The sequence below is a fragment of the Pseudomonas sp. GW821-FHT02A08 genome (assembly GCF_059422045.1).
This window is the reverse complement of the sequence record NZ_JBWKWD010000018.1, coordinates 1-15,915: the sequence shown is the minus strand read 5'-3', so window position 1 is coordinate 15,915 and position 15,915 is coordinate 1. Positions and strand designations below refer to the sequence as shown.

Sequence of the window (15,915 nt, the reverse complement as noted above, 5' to 3'; positions counted from 1 at the left end):
TATCACTTTTGTTCGGCAGGTTTGACCAATCGCTTTTCCAGTTCGCTGCAAGCTTTCTGGATCATTTCTTCAGTGATCGGTACTTCGCGACCCTGCTCGTCAATAATCGAGCAACCCAGAGACTGGTCTGGTTGCGTGCGGATCACTTGAATCTTGTCATCGCTGCTGTATTGCAAGGACATGGCCTGTCTCCTCATCAGGTTGTTAGCTTACTGTAGAACCGCCAGGTGACCGGGCTGTGACAACTCCCTGCGATCTTTCCGGGGGGACAGAACCAGTCCAGCAGAAATGCCTTCCCGTGGCTACCCGAACTTTAGATCAATAGCGTCTAGCCTCTAGTGTTGGTGGACATAATCAACCCGACTCATTGTGATTTGCAGCGAGCCACCCCATTGAGCGGTATAGGCTGACCCTAATGACTGCCTTGACCAGGATGATTACGATGCTCTCTGCCCGTCACCGCCGTGCCATTCGCCTGGCCAGTCGTTTTATCGCGCCGTATCGCTGGCAGGCCTTTGGCGCCTTGCTGGCGTTGATCGCCACCGCCGGCATCACCTTGTCCATGGGGCAGGGCATCCGTCTGCTGGTGGACAAGGGGTTCATGACCCAGTCACCGCACCTGCTCAATCAGTCCATCGGTCTGTTCATGTTGCTGGTGGCGGGGTTGGCGATCGGAACCTTTGCACGGTTTTACCTGGTGTCGTGGATCGGCGAACGCTGTGTCGCCGACATCCGTCGCAACGTGTTCAATCATCTGATCTATCTGCACCCGGGGTTTTACGAAGACAATCGCAGTTCGGAAATCCAGTCCCGCCTGACCGCCGACACCACGCTGCTGCAATCGGTCATCGGCTCTTCGCTGTCATTGTTCCTGCGCAATCTGTTGATGGTGATCGGCGGGATCGTCCTGTTGTTCATCACCAACCCCAAGCTCACCAGCATCGTGGTGGTCGCCTTGCCCCTGGTGATCGCGCCGATCCTGATCTTCGGGCGCCGGGTGCGTAACCTCTCGCGCCTGAGCCAGGACCGGATTGCCGATATCGGCAGCTATGTGTCGGAAACCCTGGGCCAGATCAAGACCGTACAGGCCTACAACCATCAGGCCCAGGACGAGCGCCGGTTTGCCGTGACCGTGGAAGAGGCGTTCAACACCGCACGAAAGCGCATCTTTCAGCGAGCCTGGCTGATTACCCTGGTGATCGTGTTGGTTCTGGGTGCGGTCGGGGTGATGCTCTGGGTCGGCGGCATGGATGTCATCGCCGGGCGAATTTCCGCCGGCGAGCTGGCAGCGTTCGTGTTCTACAGCCTGATCGTCGGCAGTGCGTTCGGCACCTTGAGCGAGGTGATTGGCGAGCTGCAGCGGGCAGCCGGCGCGGCCGAGCGGATTGCCGAGTTGCTGCGTTCGGAAAACATCATCCTGCCGCCAGTGGCGGGCGCGGTGAAACTGCCGGAGCGGGTCGATGGCCAATTGCAGCTGCACAATGTGCGTTTTTCCTACCCGTCGCGGCCTGAAAGCTATGCCGTCGACGGGTTGAGCCTGACCATCAATGCCGGTGAGACGCTGGCGCTGGTCGGGCCGTCAGGGGCCGGCAAATCCACGGTGTATGACTTGCTGCTGCGTTTTTACGACCCGGCCGAGGGGCGCATCCTGCTCGATGGCGTGCCGTTGACTCAGCTTGATCCGTTGGACCTGCGCCGCTGTTTCGCCCTGGTGTCGCAAACCCCGGCGCTGTTTTTCGGCAGCATTGAAGAAAACATTCGCTACGGCAATCCGCAGGCGACATTGGCCGAGGTGCAGGAAGCGGCAAAAATCGCTTACGCCCATGACTTTATCGAAGCCATGCCCAACGGTTACCAGACTCATCTGGGGGACGGCGGTCTCGGTTTGTCCGGCGGCCAGCGCCAACGCCTGGCCATCGCCCGCGCATTACTGGTGGACGCGCCGATCCTGCTCCTGGACGAAGCCACCAGCGCCCTCGACGCCCAGAGCGAACACCTGATCCAGCAGGCGCTGCCAAGCCTGATGAAAAACCGTACCACCCTGGTCATCGCCCATCGCCTGGCCACGGTGAAAAACGCCGACCGAATCGCGGTGATGGACCAAGGGAAACTGGTGGCGGTGGGCACGCATCAGGAGCTGATTGCCAGCAATGCCCTGTATGCCCGGTTGGCGGCGTTGCAGTTCAGTGATGGACATGAAGCGGCATGAATGACCACTAATGAATGACGCCCGGTTCGGGCATTATGTCGTCCTCTGTTATGAGCCCGGATGAAGGTATGAGCCGTTATCAACCACCGTTGACCTTGACGACGAAAATGTTGTCGCTCATCGCCGATATCAGCGAACAGATCGGTCAGCTTACAGCGATGGACGAACGCCTGCAGACGCCTCAATTGCGTCGTGGCAATCGGATTCGAACGATTCAGGCTTCTTTGGCCATCGAAAACAATACGCTGAGCATCGAGCAGGTGACTGCCATTCTGGCGGGGCAGCGTGTGCTGGGGTTGCCTCGGGAAATCCAGGAAGTACGAAATGCGTTTGCTGCTTACGAAGCCATGCCTGATTGGCAGCCAAGCAGCCGGAACGATTTACTGCGTGCTCATGAATTGCTGATGGGCGGATTGATTGATGAATGCGGGCAGTTCCGCCGAGCCGGCGTGGGTATCTATCGTGGCGACAAGTTGATCCATATGGCGCCGCCGCCGAGTCGCGTTGTGCACTTGATTGACGACTTGTTGGCGTGGCTGCGTGCCTCGGATTGGCATCCGCTGATTGCCAGTTGCGTCTTTCATTATGAGTTCGAGTTTATCCATCCCTTCGCTGACGGTAACGGACGTATGGGACGCCTTTGGCAAACCCTGATACTCAGTCAGTGGCGCCCGGCATTGTCTTATTTGCCGGTTGAGGCGGTGATTCGGGATCAGCAGGAGGCGTACTACGCGGCATTGTCGGCGGCCGATCAATTGGCCGAATCCACACCTTTCGTAGAGTTCATGTTGCAAGCTATGAGTGTTGCACTCTCGGAGGCAGTACTGGCTGAGCCAGAAATCGACCCAGTAACCGACCTGGTAACCGACTCAGTAGAGAAGTTGCTTTCTGTGCTGAATGTTAACGGTCCGCGAAAGATCAGCGAATTGATGGCTGACATCGGATTGGTGCACAAGGCGACCTTCAGGGCTAACTATCTCCGGCCTGCATTAGCGGTCGAATGGATAGAAATGACCTATCCCGAATCGCCAAGTAGTCCGGCACAAAAGTATCGCCTGACCCAGCTTGGAAAACAGGTCTTCGCACGGCTCAAGTCGGCGAAGAAACCTTGAGCATTAAAAAAGCCCGCATCTGTGATGCGGGCTTTTTTACGAGTTGATTTGAATCATTGATCGTCGAAGAACCGCTCGTGCCAATCCACGATCGGCTGTGGTGAGTTGAGCTTGTCGCCATAGATCACCGAATACGACAGCACGTTTTGCACGTACTGGCGGGTTTCGTCGAACGGAATGCTTTCCACCCACACGTCGAAACTCAGGTGGTCCGCACCGCGCAGCCACTGGCGCACTCGGCCGGGGCCGGCGTTGTAGGCGGCGGAGGCGAGGACGCGGTTGCCGTTGAACTGGCTGTGTACCTGGCTCAAATACGCGGCGCCGAGCTGGATGTTCTTGTCCGGATCCAGCAGTTGCTGTGGCGAGCTATAGGGAATGCTGAACTTGCGTGCGGTTTCCTTGGCGGTGGCGGGCATCAGTTGCATCAGGCCCGAAGCGCCGACCCCGGAGCGGGCGTCGTCCATGAACGCACTTTCCTGGCGGGTGATGGCGAACGCCCAGCTTGGGTGCAGGCCGCGGTTCTTCGCTTCACGCACCAGCGTATTGCGGTGGGCCATCGGGAAACGGATATCCAGGTCATCCCAATACTGCGCCTGACTGATGGTGCGGATCGCCGGGAAATACCACTTCAGGTCGTAGGCCAGTTTGGCTTGGGCGACCATTTCGTCGCGGCTGAAGTGACGGCTGACGTAGTACCACTCGCGCCGGCCATCGACGATCTGCCCGCGGGCGTGCAGCTCCAGGGCGCGGCGCACGCCGGGGGTATTGCGCACCTTGTTGATGGTGGCCTGGCTGAGCACCAGCGGTTTGTTGAGCAGCGAGTAGGGCGACTGTGAGCGATCGGCGGCGAGGAAACCATAGAAGTCGCGTTCGCGGGCCAGGTTCTTATAGAGTGTCAGGGCCTCCGGATTCTGCGGCTGCGCCAGTTCCAGGCTGCGGGCCTGCCAGTAACGCCAGCGGTTGGTGTTGGCCAGGTCCTGGGGCAGGCGGCGGGTCAACTGATAGGCATCGTCCCAGCGCGCCAGGCGCAGGAGCAGGCGCAGGCGCCATTCGGAAACCGTATTGTCGCGCAGCTCCGGGTCGTATTTGGTCATGACGTCCAGGGCTCGACCATCGAAACGTTTGGCGAGGGTCAGCCCGATTTCCCGGGCGATCGCCACTTTTTCATCCCGGGAGAAATGCATGCTGCTGGCGTAGCCGTCGAGCAGATTCATGGCTCTGTCCGGATCCTGGCGGGCCAGGCGGCGCAGACCGAGGCTGACCACGTCGGACATGGCTTCATCGGCCGGGGTGAAGCGTGATGGCTGGTTGAGCAGTTCCGGTTTCTGCGCGACGTCCACCAGCAAGCGACCGCGAGGGGCGAGGGTGGCCATGCCATTGACCAGACTGTTGGCCAGCGGGTAGTTGCGCGCCTGGGCCGCGAGCTTGGCGCGCTCCCAGCGTTTTTGTTCGGTCAACTGGCCTTCGGCGGCCCACATGCCGAACAGCGTGTCACAGGCTTCGGGTTGGGATTTGCCGGTCAGCCAGAGTTTTTCGGCGTTGGCATTACCTTCGGCCTTGAGATTGTGGCTGAGCTGGTACTGCGCATTCAGGCAGTCCAGCTCGGTGAAGTTCATTTTCGGGTCGTAATACTTGACGAAGGTCGCCCAGTCACCCCGATCCGCCAGCCAGCGCAACCAGCGCAGCTTCATCCAGTTGGCCTGGGGCAGGTCACCGTGTTCGGCGAGGAATTTCTCGATTTCGGCGTTGCTCGCGGTTTTAAGCCGCGCGGTCAGCTCGTCGTACGCCAGGTAGGGTTCCAGCGGATAATCGGCGAGGGCCTGGCTGTAACGGAAATACGGGCCGCTATCGCCCTTGGCCAAGGCGCGCTTGGCTTCATCGTAATACTGGCGTTGGGTGGACAGGTCCACCGCCTGGGCGGATTGAACGGCAGCGGCAGACAGTAAAAAAGCAGATAAAAGATTGAAAAGGCGACTGCGCATGAGACGTCCAGGCAGAGAAAACATGACAAGCGCGGGCCGGGCCCGCGCTGAATTGTCTGTAGCTTAGCCTTTTGCCAGCAGCCGGTGAAAGCTTTGCGGGTCTTCCCGCATCAGTTCGCAACATTTGTCATGCAGAGTGCTACGAGAGTGAAATTGCCGGCCTTCTGGAGCCTCAAGTCAGGTAGAATGCGCGCCCGGTTTTTGGAGAAGCTCATGACCCTGCTCAAATTCAGCGATGTGTCCCTTGCTTTCGGCGCTATGCCGTTGTTGGACAAGGTGTCCTGGCAGATCGCCCGTGGTGAGCGGGTGTGCATCATCGGCCGCAACGGCACTGGCAAGTCCAGCATGATGAAGCTCGTCAAGGGCGACCAAAAGCCCGATGACGGCTCCGTTTGGCGCGCGCCCGGGCTCAAGATCGGCGAATTGCCGCAAGAATTGCCGGTGGCCGACGAGCGGACAGTGTTCGACGTGGTGGCCGAAGGCCTGGACGGCGTTGGCGCCTTGCTCGCCGAATATCACCACCTGAGCCAGAACATCGTCACCGATGCCGATCTGGACAAACTGATGCACGTCCAGCACGACCTCGAAGCCCGCGATGGCTGGCGCTTGCAGACGCTGGTCGACAGCACCCTGAGCCGCCTGCAACTGCCGGCCGACAAGACCCTCGCCGAGTTGTCCGGCGGCTGGCGTCGTCGCGTCCTGCTGGCCCAGGCCCTGGTGTCCGAGCCGGACCTGCTGCTGCTCGACGAACCAACCAACCACCTGGACATCGGTGCCATCGCCTGGCTTGAAGAGGCGCTGAAGGATTTCCAGGGCGCCGTGCTGTTCATCACGCACGACCGTTCTTTCCTGCAGAACCTGGCAACCCGCATCCTCGAACTGGATCGCGGCGGCCTGATCGACTGGAACGGCGACTACGCCAGTTTCCTCGTGCACAAGGAAGCCGCGCTGGCGGCCGAAGAAACCGCAAACGCGCTGTTCGACAAGCGCCTGGCCCAGGAAGAAGTGTGGATTCGCCAGGGCATCAAGGCCCGTCGTACCCGTAACGAAGGTCGCGTGCGTGCACTCAAGGCCTTGCGTGTCGAGCGCAGCGAGCGTCGTGAGCGTACCGGCAAGGCCAATATCCAGCTGGAAACCGCCGACAAGTCCGGCAAGCAAGTAATGGTCCTGGATAACGTGAGCTTCGCTCACCCGGATGGCCCGTTCCTGATCAAGGACTTCTCCATGGTGCTGCAGCGTGGCGACCGTATCGGTCTGCTCGGCGCCAACGGTACCGGCAAGACCACGCTGCTGAAGCTGATGCTCAGCGGCTTGCAGCCGACCAGCGGCAAGGTTGAAGAGGGTACCAGGATCGATGTCGCCTACTTCGACCAGTTGCGCCATCAGCTGGACCTGGAAAAAACCGTGATCGACAACGTGGCCGAGGGTCGCGACTTCATCGATATCGACGGCCAGAGCCGCCACGTGCTGAGTTACCTCGGTGACTTCCTGTTCAGCCCCCAGCGTGCCCGCACGCCGGTCAAGGCGCTGTCCGGTGGCGAGCGCGCCCGTCTGTTGCTGGCCAAGCTGTTCAGCAAGCCGGCGAACCTGCTGGTACTCGACGAACCGACCAACGACCTCGACGTCGAAACCCTCGAATTGCTCGAAGAGGTCTTGCTGACCTTCAACGGCACCGTACTGATGGTCAGCCACGACCGGGCATTCCTCGACAACGTGGTCACCAGCACCCTGGTCTTCGAAGGTGAAGGCAAGGTTCGCGAGTACGTCGGTGGCTATCAGGACTGGCTGCGCCAGGGCGGCTCGCCGCGCCTGCTGGGCGTGACCGAGAGCAAGTCCGGCAAGGCCGACCTGAACTCCGCGGTGGTAAAGGCCGAGCCTGCGCCGGTTGCTGCAGTCGTCGAAGCGCCAGTGGCAAAGAAAAAGCTCAGCTACAAGTTGCAGCGCGAACTGGAAGCGTTGCCGGGCCAGATCGAAGCCATGGAGCAGCAGATTGCCGCCGTTGAAGCGCAAATGGCGGATGCCGGCTTCTACCAGCGTCCTGCTGCTGAAACCGCTGCGGTGATTGCTCAGCTGGAGCAGTTGCAGGCTGAACTCGACGTGATGGTCGAGCGTTGGGCCGAGCTGGATGCCTGATTGATCCTGCAATAAAAAAGCCCGGCGTTCAGTGATGAGCGCCGGGCTTTTCGTATGCAATACAATCTGCGGGCTGCTGTAGATCCCATGTGGGAGCGGGCTTGCTCGCGAAAGCGGTTCAACATTCAACGAATATGTCGACTGTCACACCTCATTCGCGAGCAAGCCCGCTCCCACATTGATGCGTGTTGTCAGGATTTGTTTTGCAGGCGCACCGCCAGCACATCGCAAGGCGCGCCATGCAGTACATCGTTGGCGGTGGAACCCAGCAGCAATGCCAGGCCATGTCTGCCATGGCTGCCCACCACGATCAGGTCGCACTGCTGTTCTTTGGCGAAGTGATGGATTTCCTGGCGTGGCTGGCCGTAGGTGAGGTGGCAATTGGAGCCCTCAAGCTCTGAGTATTTGTGCTTCAGGCGTTCAAGGCGCTCCTTGGCCTGATCGAACTGCTGCTGTTGCAGTTGTGACAGGTCCATCGGCACGTCGCCGCCGAAGGCCATCGCCATCGGCTCGACAATGTGCACCAGCGACAATTTCGCACCGTTGCTCACCGACAGTTCGCGAGCGCGGTGAATCACAGGGTCGCACTCTTCGGTCAGATCTACAGCGACCAGAATATGGTTGTAGGGCATGAGGTGCTCCTCCTGAGGGATGCAATATTGGTAAGTATGGCTGGTTTCAAGCGCATTGGTTCCAAAGTGACACAATGGGCTCATTCAAATTCGGGAGTACAGATATGACGGTCTGGATAGTGGTGTCAATCCTGTTGGTGGTGCTGAGCCCGCTGGCATGGTTGCGGCCGTCGCGAGCTCAGAGCGGGCGCATAGCCTTGCGGATGGAGGCCCGGCGCATCGGCCTGGCCATGCAATTGGCGCCCCAGGAGTGGCCACACTGGCTCAGCCAGGAGCCGCCGAGCCCCTGCGCCCAGTACCATCGTCCACGACGTGGCAGTCAGCCGGCGTGCTGGAGTTACTGGCAAAAATCACCGGGTGTCTGGGTCAATCAGTGGCAGGAAGTCTGTGAAGATCGGGCGCTGCTCGATCATTTTGAAAAAATGCCGGGCAATGTCTTCAAGGTCGAGGCCGACAAGCAAATAATCGCCTTGTATTGGGGCGAGAAAGGCGAGGCCGAGGTGTTGCAACAGATCGATGCCACCCTCAAAGCCCTCGCCTGAATCCGATCTGTAGCAGCTGCCGAGCCTGCGAGGTTGCGTTCGGCGACGAAGTCGTCGTAAACCCTGAGCGCACGATCAGCCTGATGTACCACGGTGCCTGATTTACGACTGCTTCGCAGCCGAACGCAGCCTCGCAGGCTCGGCAGCTGCTACAGAAGGCAATAAAAAGCCCGACAAAATCATCGGGCGGGTTGGCCAGGCAGGCCGGTAAATCGGTGTTGGCTGATCTTACGCTGGGCATTCGTCAAAAGCGTTCACAATTTTCCCCTGGGTTCCGCCAGCGTAGCTTGTTAAACATGGGCTGCAGCGAATTAGGGCGAATTTTCTAACAATTGATTCTATGAATGACCTTGCATGCTTCGGCGTGTTTAAGGTCTTCGCAGTACGGATATGACCGGAAAGTCGCGTTTCAACCCGTGTTTCAGGCGATTGACAATTGTCGGAAATTCCGTGAAGGTGACGTACCCAAATCAAACGGGCGTATGAATTGAGCGTTTGTATTTCAGACCGCTCCTACAGAATCCCGACTATCGCGTTGGCGGGTGTGCCGGGTGGATAGGCGTAGCATCGACGATTAACGTCCCTGCGAAGCCTTCGCCTGCGTCCGACGTGTACTGTTCAGCTTCCATATCGTGGAGATCAGTTGATGATTTACGAAGGTAAAGCCATCACGGTTAAGGCTCTTGAAAGTGGCATCGTCGAACTGAAGTTCGACCTCAAGGGTGAGTCCGTCAACAAGTTCAACCGTCTAACCCTGAACGAACTGCGTCAGGCCGTAGACACCATCAAGGCAGATGCTTCGATCAAGGGCGTGATCGTCAGCAGTGGCAAGGACGTGTTCATCGTCGGCGCCGACATCACCGAATTTGTCGACAACTTCAAGCTGCCGGATGCAGAACTTGTTGCTGGCAACCTCGAAGCCAACAAGATTTTCAGCGATTTCGAAGACCTCAATGTCCCGACTGTTGTTGCCATCAACGGCATCGCGTTGGGTGGTGGTCTGGAAATGTGCCTGGCGGCGGACTACCGCGTCATGTCCACCAAAGCCAAGATCGGTCTGCCGGAAGTCAAGCTGGGCATCTACCCGGGCTTTGGCGGTACCGTGCGTCTGCCGCGCCTGATCGGCGCCGACAACGCCATCGAATGGATTGCCGCCGGCAAGGAAAACCGTCCTGAAGACGCGCTGAAAGTCGGCGCCGTCGACGCGGTGGTAGCTCCTGAGCAGCTGCAGAATGCCGCGCTGGAACTGATCAAGCGCGCCATCTCCGGCGAGTTCGACTACAAGGCCAAGCGCCAGCCGAAGCTGGAAAAACTCAAGCTGAACGCCATTGAACAAATGATGGCTTTCGAAACCGCCAAGGGTTTCGTCGCCGGCCAGGCTGGCCCGAACTACCCGGCGCCGGTTGAAGCGATCAAGACCATCCAGAAAGCCGCGAACTTCGGTCGCGACAAGGCGCTGGAAATCGAAGCTGCCGGTTTCGTCAAGCTGGCCAAGACCTCTGCCGCGCAGAGCTTGATCGGCTTGTTCCTGAACGATCAGGAACTGAAGAAAAAGGCCAAGGCCTACGACGAAATCGCCAGGGACGTGAAGCAGGCCGCCGTACTGGGCGCGGGCATCATGGGTGGCGGTATCGCCTATCAGTCGGCTTCCAAAGGCACGCCGATCCTGATGAAGGACATCAACGAGCACGGTATCGAGCAGGGTCTGGCCGAAGCCGCCAAGCTGCTGGTTGGCCGCGTTGATAAAGGTCGCATGACCGCCGCGAAAATGGCTGAAGTGCTCAACGGCATTCGTCCAACCCTGTCCTACGGTGATTTCGGTCACGTGGACCTGGTGGTCGAAGCGGTCGTCGAGAACCCGAAGGTCAAGCAAGCGGTACTGGCTGAAGTTGAAGACAAGGTCAAGGAGGACACCATCCTGGCGTCCAACACTTCGACCATTTCCATCACCTTGCTGGCCAAGGCCCTCAAGCGTCCGGAAAACTTCGTCGGCATGCACTTCTTCAACCCGGTGCACATGATGCCGCTGGTGGAAGTGATCCGTGGCGAGAAGTCCAGCGAGCTGGCGGTTGCCACCACCGTTGCCTATGCCAAGAAAATGGGCAAGAACCCGATCGTCGTCAACGACTGCCCGGGCTTCCTGGTCAACCGCGTCCTGTTCCCGTACTTCGGCGGTTTCGCCAAGCTGGTCAGCGCCGGTGTGGACTTCGTCCGTATCGACAAGATCATGGAAAAGTTCGGCTGGCCTATGGGCCCGGCCTACCTGATGGACGTGGTCGGCATCGACACCGGTCACCACGGTCGTGACGTGATGGCTGAAGGCTTCCCGGACCGCATGAAGGACGACCGTCGCTCGGCCGTCGACGTGCTCTATGAAGCCAAGCGCCTGGGCCAGAAGAACGGCAAGGGCTTCTACGCCTACGAGACCGACAAGAAGGGCAAGCAGAAGAAAGTGGCCGATCCTTCGGTGCTGGAAGTGCTCAAGCCGATCGTCTTTGAACAACGCGAAGTCACCGACGAAGACATCATCAACTGGATGATGATCCCGCTGTGCCTGGAAACCGTGCGTTGCCTGGAAGACGGCATCGTCGAAACCGCTGCCGAAGCCGACATGGGTCTGGTCTACGGTATTGGTTTCCCTCCATTCCGTGGCGGTGCGCTGCGTTACATCGATTCGATCGGTGTGGCAGAGTTCGTTGCCCTGGCTGACCAGTACGCTGATTTGGGCGCGCTGTACCACCCGACCGCGAAGCTGCGCGAAATGGCCAAGAACGGCCAGAGCTTCTTCGGTTAAGCGCCCCCAACTAGAGTGAGAGTGAACTTATGAGCTTGAATCCTAGAGACGTCGTGATTGTCGACTTCGGTCGTACTCCGATGGGCCGCTCCAAGGGCGGCATGCACCGCAACACCCGCGCCGAAGACATGTCGGCGCACCTGATCAGCAAACTGCTGGAACGTAACGTCAAGGTCGACCCGAACGAAGTCGAAGACGTGATCTGGGGCTGTGTGAACCAGACCCTGGAGCAGGGCTGGAACATCGCGCGCATGGCGTCGCTGATGACCCAGATCCCGCACACCTCGGCCGGCCAGACCGTCAGCCGCCTGTGCGGCTCGTCCATGAGCGCTCTGCACACTGCCGCGCAAGCGATCATGACCGGCAACGGTGACGTTTTCGTGGTGGGTGGCGTCGAGCATATGGGCCACGTGAGCATGATGCACGGTGTCGATCCGAACCCGCACATGTCGCTGTACGCGGCGAAAGCCTCGGGCATGATGGGCCTGACCGCGGAAATGCTGGGCAAAATGCACGGCATCACTCGCGAGCAGCAGGACGCTTTCGGCGTGCGCTCCCACCAACTCGCCCACAAGGCGACGGTGGAAGGCAAGTTCAAGGACGAAATCATCCCGATGCAGGGCTACGACGAGAACGGTTTCCTGAAAACCTTCGACTACGACGAAACCATTCGTCCGGAAACCACCCTGGAAAGCCTGGCGGCTCTGAAGCCGGCATTCAATCCGAAGGGCGGCACCGTGACAGCCGGTACCTCGTCGCAGATCACCGATGGTGCCTCGTGCATGATCGTGATGTCGGCGCAGCGCGCACAGGACCTGGGCATCCAGCCTCTGGCGGTGATTCGTTCGATGGCGGTGGCAGGTGTGGATCCGGCAATCATGGGCTATGGTCCAGTACCGGCCACACAAAAAGCACTGAAGCGCGCGGGTCTGGGTATCTCCGACATCGACTTCTTCGAGCTCAACGAAGCTTTCGCCGCACAGGCCCTGCCGGTGCTGAAAGATCTGAAAGTACTCGACAAGATGAACGAGAAGGTTAACCTGCACGGCGGCGCGATCGCCCTGGGCCACCCGTTCGGTTGCTCCGGTGCGCGGATCTCCGGCACTTTGCTCAATGTGATGAAGCAGAATGGCGGTACCTTCGGGGTAGCCACCATGTGCATTGGTCTCGGCCAAGGCATCTCCACCGTCTTCGAACGCGTTTAAGCGTCTCGTTGATGGAAGCCGGGGCCAAGTGCCCCGGTTTTTGTTTTTCCGGATTTATTTTTGCTTTTATTTTGAAAAAATTTGAACGAGGGCCAAAGCATGCCGATACAACCTGGGCTCTACCAACATTACAAAGGTCCGCAGTACCGCGTATTCAGTGTTGCGCGGCATTCGGAAACCGAAGAAGAAGTGGTCTTCTATCAAGCCCTGTATGGCGATTACGGCTTTTGGGTGCGTCCCTTGAGCATGTTCCTGGAGTCCGTCGAGGTTGACGGTGAACAGGTGCCACGCTTTGCTTTGGTGCAGGCCGAAGAAAGCCTTTTTAACAAGCCATAAGCTGAGTGCGCGCAAAACCCTGCGCTTGACCTCACCTTGTTGCCACTATATATAGCGGTGCCGCGTCAGGCGCCAACCGCCTTTCACTTCTCGAATTCAGGAATTTTCCGATCCATGGGCAAATCGCTGGTCATTGTGGAATCCCCGGCTAAGGCCAAGACCATCAACAAGTATTTGGGCAACGAATACGTGGTGAAGTCGAGTATCGGCCATATCCGAGACCTGCCCACCAGCGGTTCGGCTAGCGCCAGCAAAGAGCCAGCCGCCAAGCGCGGCAAGGCTGCCGCGGGTGAAGTGCCGGCACTGTCGCCGAAAGAAAAAGCGCGCAAGCAGCTGGTCGCGCGCATGGGCGTCGATCCGGACCATGGCTGGAAAGCCAAGTACGAGATCCTCCCGGGCAAGGAAAAAGTCATCGAAGAGCTGCGCCGGCTCGCCAAGGATGCTGACACCATCTATCTCGCAACCGACTTGGATCGCGAGGGGGAAGCCATTGCCTGGCACCTGCGCGAAGCCATCGGTGGTGACGACACCCGCTACAAGCGCGTGGTGTTCAACGAAATTACCAAGAAGGCGATTCAGGAAGCCTTCTCGAAACCAGGCGAGCTGGATATCGACCGCGTCAATGCCCAGCAGGCGCGTCGTTTCCTCGATCGCGTCGTGGGCTACATGGTTTCGCCGCTACTGTGGGCCAAGATCGCTCGCGGCTTGTCCGCCGGTCGTGTGCAATCGGTTGCCGTGAAGCTGGTGGTCGAGCGCGAACGTGAAATCCGCGCGTTCATCCCGGAAGAGTACTGGGAAGTTCACGCCGACCTCGGCACCGCCAAGGGCGCGACCGTGCGTTTCGACGTGGCCCGCGAGAAAGGCGAAGCCTTCAAGCCGCTCAACGAAACCCAGGCCATGGCCGCGCTGGAGAAGCTCAAGGCTTCCAGCTACAGCATCGTCAAGCGCGAAGACAAGCCGACCAGCAGCAAGCCGTCGGCGCCGTTCATCACCTCCACCCTGCAGCAGGCCGCGAGTAACCGCCTGGGCTTCGGTGTGAAGAAAACCATGATGATGGCCCAGCGTTTGTACGAAGCCGGCTACATCACCTATATGCGTACCGACTCCACCAACCTCTCGGTTGATGCCGTGGCGATGGCGCGTACCTATATTGAAGGCGAGTTCGGCAAGAAGTACCTGCCGGAAACCCCGAACGTCTACAGCAGCAAGGAAGGCGCACAAGAGGCTCACGAAGCGATTCGTCCGTCCGACGCCAATACCGAGCCAAGCAAGCTGTCGGGCATGGAGCGTGACGCTGAGCGCCTCTATGAGCTCATCTGGCGCCAGTTCCTCGCTTGCCAGATGCTGCCGGCGCAATACCTGTCGACCACGGTCACTGTGGGTGCAGGCGACTTTGAGCTGCGCGCCAAGGGCCGCATCCTGAAGTTCGACGGTTATACCCGCGTCATGCCGCAAATCGCCAAGCCGGGCGATGACGACGTACTGCCGGACATGGCCCAGGGCGACGCGATGAAGCTGATCAAGCTTGATCCGACCCAGCACTTCACCAAGCCACCGGCGCGTTACTCGGAAGCCAGTCTGGTAAAAGAAATGGAAAAACGCGGCATCGGTCGTCCTTCGACCTATGCGGCGATCATTTCGACCATCCAGGACCGTGGCTACGTGGCGCTGCACAACCGTCGTTTCTACTCGGAAAAGATGGGTGACATCGTCACCGAGCGACTGTCCGAGAGCTTCTCCCATTTGATGGACTACGGCTTCACCGCCGGCATGGAAGAGCATCTCGATGACGTGGCCCAGGGCGAGCGCGACTGGAAAAACGTGCTCGACGAGTTCTACGGCGACTTCAAGAAGAAACTCGAAGTAGCCGAAAGCCCGGAAAACGGCATGCGTGCCAACCAGCCGGTCATGACAGACATTCCGTGCACCACCTGCGGCCGGCCGATGCAGATCCGTACCGCGTCGACCGGTGTGTTCCTCGGTTGCTCGGGCTACAGCCTGCCGCCGAAAGAGCGCTGCAAGGCTACCGTCAACCTGGTGCCGGGCGACGAAATCGCTGCGGACGACGAGGGTGAGTCGGAGTCGCTGGTGTTGCGTGGCAAGCATCGCTGCCCGATCTGCAGCACGGCGATGGACGCCTACCTGCTCGATGAAAAGCGCAAGCTGCACATCTGCGGTAACAATCCGGATTGCGATGGCTACGAAATCGAAGAGGGCACTTATCGCATCAAAGGCTATGAAGGTCCGAGCCTGGAGTGCGACAAGTGTGGCAGCGAGATGCAACTCAAGACCGGCCGATTCGGCAAGTTCTTCGGGTGCACCAACGCGACGTGCAAGAACACCCGCAAGCTGTTGAAGAGCGGTGATGCGGCGCCACCGAAGATGGATCCGGTGAAAATGCCTGAGCTGAAGTGCGAAAAGGTCAACGACACCTACATTCTGCGCGACGGTGCATCCGGTCTGTTCCTGGCGGCCAGCCAGTTCCCGAAAAACCGCGAGACCCGTGCTCCGCTGGTGATGGAGATCATCCCGCACAAAGATGAGATCGATCCGAAGTATCACTTCCTCTGCGAAGCGCCGAAGAAGGATCCGGATGGTCTGCCAGCGGTGATCCGTTACAGCCGCAAGACCAAGGAGCAGTACGTGCAGACCGAAGTCGACGGTAAGCCGACTGGCTGGAAGGCGTTCTACGACGGAGGCAAGTGGAAAGTCGAAGACAAGCGTCCAGCTGCGAAAGCGTAAAGCTTCGCGGCAATGAAAAGGCCGCATGAGAACCCTCGGGTTTTCATGCGGCCTTTTTTTGTGCTCCTGCAAAAAAAAGGGGGAGCTTGCGGTAATGCCAGTCAGTTAAGCAATTTCAGCCGCGACACCCTTTGTAGCAGCTGCCGAGCCCGCGAGGCGGCGTTCGGCTGCGAAGCAGTCGTAAAACCAGTAATCGCGGTACGTCAGGCAGACCGCGTCAGCCGGACT

11 protein-coding genes are annotated in these 15,915 nt (G+C 59.2%); 8 read left to right on the top strand and 3 right to left on the bottom strand.

From position 1 onward, the window contains the following. Positions 1 to 2 precede the first annotated feature (2 nt). Entirely contained in the window at positions 3 to 182 is a 180-nt protein-coding gene (locus AC07W4_RS14515) for a PA1571 family protein (protein WP_008050068.1), read from the bottom strand. A gap of 251 nt (positions 183 to 433) precedes the next feature. Between AC07W4_RS14515 and AC07W4_RS14510 the strand changes: the two genes are divergently transcribed. Then, positions 434 to 2,209, top strand: coding sequence for an ABC transporter transmembrane domain-containing protein (locus AC07W4_RS14510; RefSeq protein ID WP_162130357.1), 1,776 nt, complete (start codon positions 434 to 436; stop codon positions 2,207 to 2,209). A 68-nt stretch (positions 2,210 to 2,277) separates the two neighbouring features. After that, positions 2,278 to 3,321 (top strand): Fic family protein, encoded by a 1,044-nt coding sequence (locus AC07W4_RS14505; protein ID WP_495032883.1) that lies wholly within the window; start codon positions 2,278 to 2,280, stop codon positions 3,319 to 3,321. A gap of 53 nt (positions 3,322 to 3,374) precedes the next feature. On the opposite strand, the gene AC07W4_RS14500 is transcribed toward AC07W4_RS14505, so the two are convergent. Continuing rightward, positions 3,375 to 5,303: a transglycosylase SLT domain-containing protein gene (locus tag AC07W4_RS14500; RefSeq protein ID WP_008050063.1), complete on the bottom strand. Its 1,929-nt coding sequence runs from the start codon at positions 5,301 to 5,303 to the stop codon at positions 3,375 to 3,377. A gap of 213 nt (positions 5,304 to 5,516) precedes the next feature. On the opposite strand from AC07W4_RS14500, the gene AC07W4_RS14495 reads away from it, so the two are divergent. After that, on the top strand, positions 5,517 to 7,436 hold the full coding sequence (locus tag AC07W4_RS14495; RefSeq protein ID WP_008050061.1) for an ATP-binding cassette domain-containing protein: 1,920 nt from the start codon (positions 5,517 to 5,519) through the stop codon (positions 7,434 to 7,436). Positions 7,437 to 7,627: 191 nt separating this feature from the next. Here AC07W4_RS14495 and AC07W4_RS14490 read toward each other — a convergent pair whose 3' ends face one another. Next, on the bottom strand, positions 7,628 to 8,068 hold the full coding sequence (locus AC07W4_RS14490) for a universal stress protein (RefSeq protein WP_008050059.1): 441 nt from the start codon (positions 8,066 to 8,068) through the stop codon (positions 7,628 to 7,630). A gap of 104 nt (positions 8,069 to 8,172) precedes the next feature. On the opposite strand from AC07W4_RS14490, the gene AC07W4_RS14485 reads away from it, so the two are divergent. The 5 genes from AC07W4_RS14485 to topA all read left to right on the top strand — a co-directional run bounded on the left by AC07W4_RS14485 (position 8,173) and on the right by topA (position 15,687). Then, positions 8,173 to 8,610, top strand: a complete 438-nt coding sequence (locus AC07W4_RS14485; protein WP_495032882.1) for a hypothetical protein — start codon at positions 8,173 to 8,175, stop codon at positions 8,608 to 8,610. A gap of 646 nt (positions 8,611 to 9,256) precedes the next feature. Next, a complete protein-coding gene (fadB, locus tag AC07W4_RS14480; protein WP_495032881.1) occupies positions 9,257 to 11,404 on the top strand; it encodes a fatty acid oxidation complex subunit alpha FadB in 2,148 nt (715 codons plus the stop codon). 29 nt (positions 11,405 to 11,433) lie between these two features. Then, positions 11,434 to 12,609, top strand: coding sequence for an acetyl-CoA C-acyltransferase FadA (gene fadA / locus AC07W4_RS14475; protein ID WP_008023006.1), 1,176 nt, complete (start codon positions 11,434 to 11,436; stop codon positions 12,607 to 12,609). Between the two features lie 99 nt (positions 12,610 to 12,708). Beyond that, positions 12,709 to 12,945 carry a DUF1653 domain-containing protein gene (locus AC07W4_RS14470; RefSeq protein WP_008050054.1) on the top strand — a complete coding sequence of 79 codons (237 nt, stop codon included), beginning with the start codon at positions 12,709 to 12,711 and terminating at the stop codon, positions 12,943 to 12,945. Between the two features lie 114 nt (positions 12,946 to 13,059). Next, positions 13,060 to 15,687, top strand: coding sequence for a type I DNA topoisomerase (topA, locus tag AC07W4_RS14465; protein WP_495032880.1), 2,628 nt, complete (start codon positions 13,060 to 13,062; stop codon positions 15,685 to 15,687). Positions 15,688 to 15,915: the final 228 nt, after the last annotated feature.